This is a genomic window from Alcaligenes parafaecalis, assembly GCF_026344135.1.
Classification (GTDB): domain Bacteria; phylum Pseudomonadota; class Gammaproteobacteria; order Burkholderiales; family Burkholderiaceae_B; genus Alcaligenes; species Alcaligenes parafaecalis.
Window position 1 is genome coordinate 262,512 of sequence record NZ_JAPKNA010000002.1, and the last position, 12,689, is coordinate 275,200.

The window sequence follows — 12,689 nt, forward strand, 5'->3', positions numbered from 1 at the left end:
ACAAAAGGAGTTGTTATGAGTGACACCATGAGCTTGTCCAAGTCCGTGCTGATTGAACAGGCGCAAAGCCAGATGCAGGCCCTCTTCGAAATCCCTGAGCGCAGTGTTCCCGAGAAGCTCGCACTGACTTGCCGTATTCTTTTTGATGGCGGCCATGACTCTGGTTTGGCTGGCCAGATCACAGCACGCGGCGAACAGGAGGGCACGTATTTTACGCAGCAGCTGGGGCTTGGGTTTGATGAAATTACGTCGACCAACGTCTTGCTGGTAGACGAAGACTTAACGGTTTTGAAGGGATATGGGATGCCTAATCCAGCAAACCGTTTTCACTCCTGGGTGTATCGTGCCCGGCCGGATGTGAACTGCATCATTCATACACATCCCTTGCACGTGGCCGCCCTGTCCATGCTGGAGGTGCCCTTGATCGTATCTCATATGGACAACTGCCCCTTGTATGAGGACTGCGCGTTCTTGAAGGATTGGCCAGGTGTCCCTGTGGGCAATGAAGAGGGGCAGATCATTGCCGAGGCCTTGGGTGACAAGCGCGCTATTCTTTTGTCGCACCATGGAATGTTGGTGGCGGCGGCCTCAGTAGAAGAAGCCTGCGTATTGGCTTTGCAATTTGAGCGCACAGCGCGCATGCAATTGTTGGCGATGTCAGCCGGAACGATCAAGCCTATTGCGCCGGAACTGGGCCGGGAGGCACATGATTGGATTCTGAGGCCGCGTCGCTCCCAGATCGGCTTTGAATACTATGCCCGCAAAGCGCTGAAACGCCATACGGATGTTTTTGAGTAGAATAAGAGGCTGCTTTTTTATATGCGCTCCGAGGCTGACCTCGGGCGCTACACCACTTGTTTAACCCATGACCCATCTTCCCTTTCGCTTGCGCGCCCTGCGTCGCCAACATGGCTTGTCGCTGGAGCAGTTGGCCCAGCGCACCGGTCTGACTAAAAGTTATCTGTCCAAGCTGGAGCGGGCAGTCAGTGCGCCGTCCATCTCTACCGTGGTCAAGCTGGCCCAGGCTTATGGCATGGGGGTGTCGCAGTTGATTGGAGAGGGGGATCTGGGTCAAGACGAAAGTGTGTGTGTCGTGCGTAGACACGAACGTATGCCCTTGCCCAGTGTGGCAGGTCATAGCGCCTACCGTTACGAAAGCATGGCCGGACGGCGGCGCTTTCGTTTGATGGACCCCTTTGTAATCTACCCTCCACACGAGCAACAGCAGCCAGCGCCAACGTTTCCGCATGGGGGAGAAGAGTTTTTGTTTGTGATCCACGGGCAAGTGCAAGTCACTATTGCAGAGCACAGCATGACCTTGGAGACGGGTGACTCCGTATATTTTGATTCGGAGCTACCCCACAGCGTGCTTAGCTTGGGGGATCAACAGGCGCAGGTACTGGCGGTGACGTGCTCTGACTCGGGGCCAACAGCAGGGCGTCCAACGTCCGATACGCCGGCGTAGTCAATGGACAGGTGTCCCTAGCATGTGGTGGGGATGAAGAATGCTCTATCAGCAAAGTGGCGGAAAGCAGCAGGAGTCGAACCTACCTGGGAACGTCTGACGCCCCCAACCGGGTTTGAAGCCCGGCCGTGCCACCGGGCACGGATGCTTTCCCTCAAGAGGCCCTATCATACGTTAGGGCCGATTACGCTTCAACGATCAGGGCGCTGCCCGCTTTTGGGCCAGCATCGCACCCTTGCTTCATTCTGCTGCAGCCCAGGCTTCGCCGCGTAAAACATGGCGATCACGTACCCGCCGGGTGTAGCCCATGCGATCAAAAAACTCCAGAATCTGAATGGCCCTTTTGCGGCCTAATCCTGTTGCGTCTCGGAACTGTGCAGCACTGACGCCCTGGCCGGTGTGCAGCTCGCTGACGATGTTGGCCAGGATAGCCATTTGGTGACGGTGATAGAACAAGTCATGCACGACTTGAAACAGCTCGCCCTGGCGTACCAGACGGCGTAGCACTGCGCGGGTCTGGTCTTCCGGGGATTCGGTTTCTTTGGCCAGATCGCGTGTCCAGGGCGGGTCGAAGCGGCCTGCCTCCAGTAAAGGGAGTAGAGCAGCGGCCAGGGCCTGGTCCTCAGGGCTCAGAGTGACGCGGTGTCCGGGCGTATGCAGCCAGGCTCCCTGACGGGCTAAACGGTGCTCTGCCAGCAGATGTTCGGTCAGTAACTGCCAGATTGCGTCGGGCATAGTGGGCGCAGCCATGCGTCGCAAACGGCTGATGGACAAGCCCGGCTCGTCTGAATTGCGCTCGTGAAACTGCAGCATCACGCTTTCTATGTGCTGGCACAGTGCTTCCAGGCGCGCATCGCTGAGCAGGATAGGCTGACTTTGTGGACGTGAGCCTGTGTGCCAGCGAGCATGGGCCGGGGCTGTCAGGCGATGTTTAGCCCCACCGGACAGGCGCAGCAGGGTTTCTTCGTCCAAACCGTAGGGGGCTTGAGCCAGCAGGTTTTCCAGTGGGCCACCGCGAGTCCACTGCGCCAAGGCGTCCAGCCAAGCCAGACGGGTGGCGGAGCGGCGTTTGCGATCGGGTGCATTCGGGTCCAGGACGATGCCACCACCCACGGTTTCGCTGGCCTGAGCGTTGCGCAAAATGAAGCGCTCGCCGGTCATGGCGCAGATGGGGCGATCAAAGACCAGTTGGACTTTGCCAGTCTGGCCCGGCTGTAAAGACTCGCCATCCAAAGGTACGGCGTGAGCGGTTAGATGGGCAGCCCCCATGTGTACATGCCAAGGCGACCAGGTACGCAAGGCGGGGATGTCTTTGTCCAGCAGGCTCAGTTCTACATCGATACGCGTGGTGGGGATAAAGCAGCGGGCGTCGGCCAGCCAGTCTCCACGCTCAATATCCTGCACATCAATCCCACCCAGGTTCAGCGCACAACGCTGGCCCGCAAGGGCTTGGCGAGAAGCCTGATTCTGGGCGTGAATACTGCGCACCCGCACGGGTGTACCGCGTGGCATCAGGCGCAGATCGATAGTGGGGCCATCCAGATCCAGAACACCTTCGTGCACCGTGCCGGTGACGACAGTGCCATGACCTTGCAAGGTAAATACGCGATCGATAGCCAGGCGGAAATAGCCTTGACCATCCTGTTTGGCGGATTGCATGGCCTGCGTGTGCAAATGCTGGCGCAAGTCTTCCAGGCCGGGTTTGTCATCGGACAGGGCATCGACAACAAAGACAGGTGCGCCGTCCAGAAAGGTTCCGTGGACAAGCGCTTGCAGTTCGGCTTTAACGGCTTCAATGCGTGCGGCATCGGCGCGATCCGCCTTGCTCAGGACGATGGCGCCGGTCTGCAAACCCAGCAATTGCAAGACGGCCAGATGCTCGCGGGTTTGAGGCATGACGCCATCATCCGCCGCAACAATCAGCAGGCCAAAATCGATACCGGTCGCGCCTGCCACCATGGTGTGAACCAGACGCTCGTGGCCGGGCACATCGATAAATCCCAGAATCTGCCCGTCCGGCAAAGGCGTATAGGCATAGCCGAGCTGGATGGAAATGCCGCGCTTTTTTTCTTCTTCCAGACGGTCGGTATCCACGCCGGTCAAGGCGCGGATCAACGTGGTTTTGCCGTGGTCGATATGGCCTGCAGTACCAACAATCATGCTTGCTCGGGAATCAGTTGTGCGCTGAAGGCAGCCTCAAAGGGCTGTTCCAGGCAGCGCAGGTCCAGCCAGAAGGCATCTTGCGCAATGCGCCCGATAACGGGCTGGGGCAGGGTACGCAGGCGTTTTTCCAGTTGAGTCAGATGGCGGCCCGGACGGCCTGTGCCTGTATAGGTAAAGCGCAGCCCGAAGCTGGGCAACACGTCTTCAGGCAAGGCACCGCTGCCGATCTGACTGAGCATGGCGGTGGGCTCGACGGTAAATAAAGTCCCTACCCATTTTTGCAGGAGGGGAGCCAGACGTAGCGCCTGGGCGCGCATTTCCGTTGATGGACGGGTCAGCAGGCGCAGTGTTGTCAGGTGTTCGGGCAGGCGCTCGGGGGAACGGTACAGGGCCAGCACAGGTTCCAGCGAGGCCAGGGTGATTTTGCCCACGCGCAGAGCGCGTTTGAGCGGGTTTTTCTTGATCTTGGCGATCAGGTCTGCACGACCTACGATCAGACCGGCCTGCGGGCCACCCAGCAGCTTGTCGCCGCTGAAGGTCACGATATCGGCACCGGCTTCGATGGTCTCGCGCACAGTGGGTTCGGGCGGCAGGCCCCACTGGCTCAGGTCCACCAAGGTGCCGCTGCCCAGATCCACACTGGTTGGCAGGCCGTGTTTCCTGGCGATCTGTGCAACTTCTTCGACTGAAACGCTTTTGGTGAAACCTTTGACGGCGTAGTTGCTGCAATGCACTTTCATCAACATGGCTGTGCGCTCGTTGATGGCATTTTCGTAGTCAGCCGCATGGGTACGGTTGGTGGTGCCTACTTCATGCAGGCGAGCACCCGCACGTTTCATAATGTCGGGGATACGAAAGGCACCGCCAATTTCAACCAGCTCGCCGCGCGACACTACGGTTTCACGCCGGGGGCTTAGGGTGCTGAGCATCAGCAGCACGGCGGCGGCGTTATTGTTGACCACCGTGGCGGCTTCAGCACCGGTCAGTTCGCAAAGCAAGGGGTTGATCAGGTCATCCCGGTCGCCTCGGCCACCGGTTTCCAGATCAAATTCCAGATTGGCGGGCGAGCGCATGGCCTGGACGACGGCTTGTATAGCCTCATCGGGCAGCAGCGCACGCCCCAGATTGGTGTGTAGAACCGTGCCTGTCAGATTGAAGACCGGGCGTAGCTGTAGCCGGGAGTCTTCTTGTAGCTGTGCGTGCAGGGCTTTGGCGAGCTGGGCTGACTCTAGATCCTGAGGGCTGAGTGTTCCCTTCAGAACGGCATCGCGCAGTGTCTGCAAATGGGTGCGAGTGCGCTGGCTGAGGCGTGTGTGGCCGAATTGCTTCAGCAAGGGCTCGAACTCTGGCGAGTGCAGCAGGCGGTCCAGGGAAGGGATATGGGCGGGGGAGAGATCGGGAGTTGGGCTCATCATTCAAAGGCAGGCATTTGAGTCTATGGGCAGGGTCCGTCAGCTACGCCTTGCGCGTGAAGCAGCAAGGCGTAGGGGAATCTTAGCTTAAGACTGATGCCAAAGAAGCGGATTACCGCTGGCGCGGGAATAGCCTTCTTCGCCCATCAGAACGTCCAGAGCCAGACTGGCCAGATCATCCGCAACGGGGTCAAGGCCCAACTGCTTTTCCTGATAGAAGATTTTGCGGTAGGTATGGCAGTTGTCGCAGGACTCGGCCTTGATCCCTTCCGGGCCATCTTCAATGGCGTGATAAGCCACGCTTTTTGTGCTTTCGCAGTGCGAGCAGGTGACACGCACCAGATGCCATTCCACGCTGCAGCGTGGGCAGCACATGTAGCGGCAACCATCTTCACGACCACCGACCCGCACCACGCTGGATACGGGCAGGCTGCCGCAGGATGGGCATACGCCAAAGGGACTGGTCACCGATAGTTGGCCTTCGGTCAGCGAGCAGGCCAGATGTGTCCAGTACACCTGCAAGGCGGCCATGACAAAGGGTGCCGCAGCACCGTCTTGCTCTGGCAATTGCTCGGCCAGAATGGCGTCAGCCAGATCTTCCAGCTTTTGCGGGTCGGACTCGGCCTTTTTAAGCAGATCCTGGCAAACCTCTTGGGCGGCGGCAGGCACATCCGAGGTATTGATCATGTGATTGAGCAGGTTGCTCAAGATGCTGAGCCACTGCGGATCGCGTTTCCAGCCCGAGGCCAGCAAGGGCGGCATGCCGTGTCGTCGTGCCGTTTCCAGCACATCAGCGGGCAGTTCGGCGGGGGCAAGCGCAGTGAGCTGCTTGTGTTGCCCGTCCACCAGATGCGCCAGCAAGAGCAGGTAGGCGCCGACGGGATTGCCCTCAGCCAATTGACGCAGACGCGCTGCCCGGTCTGCAAAGACGCTGGCTCGCACTGGCAGGCGCAGTCGGGGGATGGAGGTGTGGTCCAGACTTTCGATTTCGCCGCGCGGAAGGATGCGTTGCAAGACAGACTCCTGAAAACAAGGCTGCCATGCCCGAAATGGCGCATGGCAGCCGGGTTGCTGATAAACCAGATACAAGCTTACTCAGCGGGACGGCTGGGGCCTTTTTCCATTTCTTCACGGAACCAGGCGCGGTGGTGTTTCCAGGCCCAGGCACGGGTCACCGTACCGCGGGTCATGGCTTTGACCGAACCTTTTACCCAGATACCGGCGTAGATGTGCACGATAATCGCGCAAATCATCAGCAGGGCGCAGACCGCGTGCAGCACGGAGGCCAGGCGGATAGCCCAGATGGGGAAGAAGGCGGAAAAGTATTCGCGCCACATCACCACACCGGTTGCCAGCAGGCCGATCATGAAAATCACCAAAGCAAAAAACAGGATCTTTTGCCCGGCGTTATAGCGGCCTACTTCGGGGATACGCTCGTCCTTGGCATCAAGCACGTCCTTGAAGTGACGCAGCCAGGCCGCGTCACCCTTGGAGAACATATTGTGCCGTACCATGCGGGCTGCAAACAGGAAAAAGCACACAAACATCACCACGCCAATAAACGGGTGAAGAATGCGTGTCCACGGGCCGCCGCCAAACAGATTGCTCAGCCAGAACATGGACGGATGAAACAGCGCCAGCCCGGACAGCGCCAGCAGCACAAAGCTCATGGCAATGATCCAGTGATTAATGCGCTGACTGGTGGTGTAGCGCTGAATCATGCCCTTGCGGTTGTGATCAGTCATGATGAGCCTCCTGGATCTTGCGTGCTTCCTCGTCGGCGCGGCGCTCGTCTTCCTCGTCAGTCTCGTTAGGGCCGGTTCGGATGTAGTGGAAGAAACCAATCAGGGCGGTCAGTGCCATGGCAGCAACCCCCAGTGGTTTGGCCACTCCCTTCCAGAGCGAGACCATCGGGCTGATTTGCGGGTCTTTGGGCAGATCGCTGTACAGCTCGGGCTTGTCGGCGTGGTGCAGCACGTACATGACGTGGGTGCCGCCCACTCCGGCCGGGTCGTACAGACCGGCGTTCTCAAAGCCACGCGATTTCAGGTCTTCGATACGCTCTGCAGCGTGGTGCTGCATGTCTTCTTTCGTACCGAACACAATCGCGCCGGTAGGACAGGTCTTGGCACAGGCCGGTTCCTGTCCGACCGCGACACGGTCCGAACACAAGGTGCACTTGTAGGCTTTCTTGTCCTTTTCCGAAATGCGGGGCACATCGAAAGGACAGCCGGTTACGCAGTAGCCGCAGCCAATGCAGTTTTCCTCGTGGAAATCCACAATGCCGTTGGTGTACTGCACGATAGCGCCCGGCGAGGGACAGGCCTTCAAGCAGCCCGGGTCCTCGCAGTGCATACAGCCGTCTTTGCGAATCAGCCATTCCAGATCGCCAGCGGGGTTTTCATACTCCGCAAAACGCATGATGGTCCAGGACTTGTCGGTCAGGTCCGCCGGGTTGTCATACACCCCGACGTTGTGGCCGATTTCGTCGCGCGTATCGTTCCATTCCATGCAGGCGACCTGACAGGCCTTACAGCCAATGCACTTACTGGTGTCGATCAGCTTGGCCACTTCCCCGCCCACGGGCTCGCGCACGCTGGGCATGGGGGTGGTGGTTGCGGAGCGCCGTTTGATATCAAGTGATTGCAAGGCCATGGCTTACTCCTTAATCTTTTCAAGTTGAACCAGGAAGGCCTTGGTCTCTGGCGTTTGCGAGTTGCCATCCCCCACGGGCGGTGTCAGTGCATTGATCAGGAAACCAGGTCGTGCCAGACCTACAAATCCCCAGTGCAGCGGGATACCCACTTGGTGGACGACCTTGCCATCCACGTTCAGAGCCTTGATGCGCTTGGTTACCACCGCCACGGCCTTGATATAGCCACGGTTGGAGGACACCTTGACGCGGTCGCCTTGCACAATTCCCACTTCCTTGGCCAGTTCCTCGCCAATTTCCACAAACTGTTCCGGCTGCACGATAGCGTTCAGCTTCACGTGCTTGGTCCAGTAGTGGAAGTGCTCGGTCAGGCGGTAGGTCGTGCCCACATAGGGGAACTTGTCTACCGTACCCATGGCGGCCAGGTCGTCCTTGAAGATACGCGCCGCCGGGTTGGTGATGGCACGTGGCTCGTCAGGACTGAGCGGGTTGTAGCTGAGCGGGCTTTCAAAGGGCTCGTAGTGCTCGGGGAACGGACCTTCTGCCATGCCTTTGCGGGCAAAGAAGCGGGCCACCCCTTCAGGGTTCATGATGAACGGACCCATGCCATCAGCCGGATTCTCATCGGCCTTGTAGTCAGGGACATCCGCACCACCCCAGCGCTTGCCGTCCCAGTGAACCAGGCTGCGGCGTGGGTCAAAGGGTTTGCCGGTCAGGTCACAGGATGCACGGTTATAGAGCACACGTCGGTTCGCTGGCCAGGCCCAGGCCCAGTTCAGCGTCTGGCCGATGCCGGTTGGGTCGCTATTGTCGCGGCGAGCCATCATATTGCCTTGCTGCGTCCAGGCACCGGCATAGATCCAGCAACCGCTTAGCGTGGTGCCGTCGTCGCGCAATTCGGCAAAGCCATCAAGCTGCTCGCCTGCTTTACGCGTGATCTTGGTTGGATCTTTAGGATCATGCAGATCCACCAGTGCGCGGCCCGAGTATTCCTTGGCCAGTTCAGCGGCGGTTGGATCATCCGGGTTGGAGTACGGCCAGGACAGGTTCAGGATCGGATCAGGGAAGGCACCGCCTTCTTTCTGGTACAGCGAGCGAATACGCGTGAATAGCGTACTCATGATCTCAATGTCGCTCTTGGCCTCGCCCGGAGGGTTGGCGGCCTTCCAGTGCCATTGCAACCAGCGGCCCGAGTTCACCAGTGCGCCTTCTTCCTCGGCGAAACAGGTGGTGGGCAGACGGAAGACTTCGGTCTGGATGGATGCGGAATCGACATCATTGTGTTCGCCATAGTTCTTCCAGAACTCTGACGTTTCCGTGACCAGCGGGTCCATGATGACCATGTACTTGAGCTTGGAGAAACCGCGCAGCAGCTTGGCCTTGTAGGGTGCCGCCGCCAGGGGGTTGAAGCCCTGACAGATGTAGCCCGTCATCTTGCCTTCGTCCATCAGCTCGAACACTTGCAGCATGTCGTAGAGCTTGTCCAGCTTGGGCAGATAGTCAAAGGCCCAGTTGTTGTCGGCCTGGGCGGCATCGCCAAACCAGGCTTTCATCAGGCTGACGTGGAACTTCTTGTAGTTGCGCCAGTAGCTGAGCTGGTTGGGACGTAGTGGCTGTTGGGCACGCGCGCCAATGTAGCCGTCAAACTCCTTCTCGGCCTGGTTGGGCAAAGTCAGATAGCCGGGCAGCAGGTTGGACATCAAACCCAGGTCAGTCAGACCCTGAATATTGGAGTGTCCGCGCAGTGCGTTCATGCCACCACCGGCAATACCGATATTGCCCAGCAGCAACTGCACCATAGCGCCGGTACGGATGATCTGCGAACCAATACTGTGTTGCGTCCAGCCCAGTGCATACAGAATGGTGCCCGCGCGACCCGGTTCAGCGGTCGAGGCCAGCATTTCACAGACTTTCAGGAACTTGTCTTTGGGCGTGCCACAGACGCGTTCCACCATCTCGGGCGTGTAGCGCTCGTAGTGCTTGCGCAGCAGTTGGTAGACCGAGCGTGGGTGTTGCAAGGTGGGGTCGGTTTTGACGTAGCCGTCCTCGCCCAGCTCGTAGTCCCAGGAGGACTTGTCGTAGCTGCGTTTTTCTTCGTTGTAGCCCGAATACAGCCCCTGCTCGAAGTCAAAGTCTTCGCGCACGATAAATGGCATATCGGTGTAGTTGCGCACGTATTCGTGCTGGATCTTGTCGTTATCCAGCAGGTATTTGATGACGCCACCCAGGAAGGTGATGTCACTACCAGTACGTATAGGCGCGTAAAAGTCCGCTACGGATGCTGAACGCGTAAAGCGTGGATCCACAACGATCAGTTTTGCATTGTTGTGTGCTTTGGCCTCGGTCACCCATTTGAAGCCACAGGGGTGTGCCTCGGCTGCGTTGCCGCCCATAATCAGCACAATATCCGCGTTCTTGATGTCGACCCAATGGTTCGTCATCGCTCCACGGCCAAACGTCGGGGCAAGACCTGCCACCGTCGGGCCGTGTCAGACACGTGCTTGGTTATCGAACGCCAGGACGCCCATACTGCGGACGACTTTATGAGTGATATAGCCCACTTCGTTACTGCTGGCCGATGCCGCCAGCATGCCAGTGGTTAGCCAACGGTTCACCACGGTGCCGTCTTCGGCAGTTGCCTGGAAGTTGGCGTCGCGGTCTTCTTTCATCAGCTTGGAAATACGCGTGAAGGCGTCTTCCCAGGAAATGCGTTCCCACTTGTCCGAGCCAGCGGCGCGGTATTCGGGATATTTGAGGCGGTTGGGGCTCTTGATGAAATCCACCAAGCCTGCGCCCTTGGGACAGAGTGTGCCGCGATTGACCGGGTGGTCGGCATCGCCTTCGATGTGAACCACGCTGGGCTCGGCATTCATGGCACCGTCACCACGGGAGTACAGCAGCACTCCACAGGCTACAGAACAGTAAGGACAGGTATTGCGCGTCTCTGTCATGCGGGTCAGTTTGTACTGCCTGACTTCCGCCATGGCGGGGGTGGGCGCAGCGCCCAACAAAACCATGCTGGAACTGGCCAGCGAGGCCCCCGTCACTTTGAAGAACTGACGCCGATTCATGTTCACCATGCGGCTCTCCAATAGGATTGTGTTTTCGTGTTTGAAATCGTCAGGGGGCTCGCCTTGTGAGCGGTGCCCCTGTTTTATAGTTGAACAGTATAAGCGTTGAGCTTATAGCTAACTGCCCGAAGGGCGTGCCAAATTGATCAAGGACAATCTTGATTCTATTGAGGTTTTCACGCCAGAGCCGCAAGTGTAGTCGGTGATGCGGGTATTCACCTACTATTTGTAAGGGATTTTTTCAATTTAGCGGGCTTGTTTGAAGAACTCGATTTGGAAGCTGCCGGGCAGCTCGAATTCCACGTGGTGCAGAACCTGGGGCTCGATGGCCACGCATTGCCCGGCGGTCAGGACCACTTCGGTAAAGGGTTCCTGGTCCAGTGCGAAGCGCAGTACGCCGGTTTGAACCCGCAGCAGGCCCCAGGTGCCGACCTTGGTGTTGTGGACGCGGCGCAGGGCGTCGGGCAAATTGTCGGGCGTGAAAACGGGCGATTGGCTGTAGCGCTCCAGCCCCTCGGGCAGGGTGTCGGGCAAGTTCGTTTGATTACTTTGCGCCTGATAGGTCTGCCAGAGTTTGGCGGCAATGCGGTCTGCCATCGCGTCAGCCTTGTGTTGAAGTGCGGGTTTGCCCAGAGAAGCCGTGGCTTGGTGGAAAATTTCCAGCCAGCGCTCGAACAAGGGCCAGGATAACTCGGGCAGGGCGGCATGGCGCGCAATCGGGGCGCCCTTGAAGCGGCGTGTGCCCAGCAAAATGGCCGACCAGAAATCGCACAGCATATCCAGATGCTCGTCCCAGTTCTGCACATTGTGTTCAAAAATCGGGCCTAGCTGCGTATCTTGCCGCACCTGGGCGTAGAACTGGGTCACCAGGTGGCGGATGTCGGCTTCGGTGTAATCGGCCTGCGGCTGCGCGTGTGTCATGGGTATCAAGCAGAGAAGCTAAAAGTCGGCATTCTCGGTCTGCTTGAAAGGTCCTCCAATGACAAAAGTCATGACGACATAGAGACGGAACCCGTCCGACTCTGGTGCGAGGCCACTTAAAAGGAGCGCTGTGCTGGACTGGCTAGACGTAGTAAATGTGCCTGGTCGTGTACCTGCCAGTCGCTGCGTTTGCCACTGACGTAACCGCGCGCCTGCCAGTCAGTAAACAATCGGCTCAAGGTTTCTGCCCGTATCCCCAGATGGGCGGCCAGTTGCCGCTGGTTCAAGGGCAACTGGATATTTTCCCCCTGGCGGGTTTGCAGATTCAGCAAGTAGTTCGCCAGACGCTCGGCGGCCGAGCTGGCGGAAATCCAGTCCACTTTATTGACCTGCGCATACAAGGCGCTGCTCAAGCCCGCCATCATGTTCATGGCCAGTTCGGGCCAGCGGCGGCAGGCTTCTTGCAGACTGCTGCGCGAGAGCTTGTAGACCCGTACCGCTCCTTTGGCGCGAGCGCACATGGGGTAACGGCCGTGCGGCATGAACATGGCGGCTTCGGCCACCATCTGGCCGGGCTCGAAGACGTTGAAGACTCGCTCATCACCATTTTGGCTATAGCGCAGGATTTCTACCTGGCCGTTGTCTACGAGCAGGCAATAGCGAGCCTCGTCACCTTCATTGAACAGAATCTGCCCGGTGCTGGCGTTTTGAGCCAAGGCGTCACGGCACAAATGCTGGATGACCTCGATGGGCAAACCTTGCAAGAGACGGTGGCGGGCCAGCAATTCAAACAAAGCTGGACCCGGGCCGGGTATGTTGACTTTTGTCATTTGGGCGCTGGGATGAAGATGGGAGAATTCCCATTTGATAATAGTTCTCATTATACGAATCTTCATGCCATATATCTATCAAGGGTTTTGCCGCTGGGCTGCTCCCCACGCAAAAAGTGCCCGTTCAGAGAGAGGGCAGCAGGCTGAGGCCAGCCATACGTGTGGGTTTCCCTT

Annotated in this window: 10 protein-coding genes and 1 tRNA gene; 2 read left to right on the forward strand and 9 right to left on the reverse strand. The window is 58.5% G+C overall.

All coding sequences use genetic code 11. The features are described 5' to 3' along the window. Positions 1-15 precede the first annotated feature (15 nt). Together OSH09_RS08115 and OSH09_RS08120 are read left to right on the forward strand one after the other, a co-directional pair. Positions 16-798: an aldolase gene (locus tag OSH09_RS08115; protein WP_266120684.1), complete on the forward strand. Its 783-nt coding sequence runs from the start codon at positions 16-18 to the stop codon at positions 796-798. Between the two features lie 67 nt (positions 799-865). Then, positions 866-1,465, forward strand: a complete 600-nt coding sequence (locus OSH09_RS08120; RefSeq protein WP_266120685.1) for a helix-turn-helix domain-containing protein — start codon at positions 866-868, stop codon at positions 1,463-1,465. 57 nt (positions 1,466-1,522) lie between these two features. Here the strand turns inward: OSH09_RS08120 and OSH09_RS08125 are convergent. From OSH09_RS08125 to OSH09_RS08165, 9 genes are all read right to left on the reverse strand, one after another. Continuing rightward, positions 1,523-1,618 (reverse strand) — tRNA-Sec (locus OSH09_RS08125). Between the two features lie 87 nt (positions 1,619-1,705). Beyond that, positions 1,706-3,625: a selenocysteine-specific translation elongation factor gene (gene selB, locus OSH09_RS08130; RefSeq protein WP_266120686.1), complete on the reverse strand. Its 1,920-nt coding sequence runs from the start codon at positions 3,623-3,625 to the stop codon at positions 1,706-1,708. Continuing rightward, positions 3,622-5,040, reverse strand: coding sequence for an L-seryl-tRNA(Sec) selenium transferase (gene selA, locus OSH09_RS08135; RefSeq protein WP_266120955.1), 1,419 nt, complete (start codon positions 5,038-5,040; stop codon positions 3,622-3,624). Before selA ends, selB begins: the two co-directional genes overlap by 4 nt. Positions 5,041-5,127: 87 nt before the next feature. After that, a complete protein-coding gene (fdhE, locus tag OSH09_RS08140) occupies positions 5,128-6,054 on the reverse strand; it encodes a formate dehydrogenase accessory protein FdhE (protein WP_266120687.1) in 927 nt (308 codons plus the stop codon). Between the two features lie 77 nt (positions 6,055-6,131). Next, a complete protein-coding gene (locus OSH09_RS08145; protein WP_207872412.1) occupies positions 6,132-6,785 on the reverse strand; it encodes a formate dehydrogenase subunit gamma in 654 nt (217 codons plus the stop codon). After that, entirely contained in the window at positions 6,778-7,695 is a 918-nt protein-coding gene (gene fdxH, locus OSH09_RS08150) for a formate dehydrogenase subunit beta (RefSeq protein WP_207872411.1), read from the reverse strand. The genes OSH09_RS08145 and fdxH overlap by 8 nt, the downstream gene beginning before the upstream one ends. Positions 7,696-7,698: 3 nt before the next feature. Then, positions 7,699-10,773 (reverse strand): formate dehydrogenase-N subunit alpha, encoded by a 3,075-nt coding sequence (gene fdnG / locus OSH09_RS08155; RefSeq protein WP_266120688.1) that lies wholly within the window; start codon positions 10,771-10,773, stop codon positions 7,699-7,701. Positions 10,774-11,010: 237 nt separating this feature from the next. Beyond that, entirely contained in the window at positions 11,011-11,685 is a 675-nt protein-coding gene (locus OSH09_RS08160) for a DUF1971 domain-containing protein (RefSeq protein WP_266120689.1), read from the reverse strand. A gap of 116 nt (positions 11,686-11,801) precedes the next feature. Beyond that, complete coding sequence (locus OSH09_RS08165; RefSeq protein WP_266120690.1) at positions 11,802-12,515, reverse strand: Crp/Fnr family transcriptional regulator; 714 nt, start codon at positions 12,513-12,515, stop codon at positions 11,802-11,804. Between the last annotated feature and the right edge of the window lie 174 nt (positions 12,516-12,689).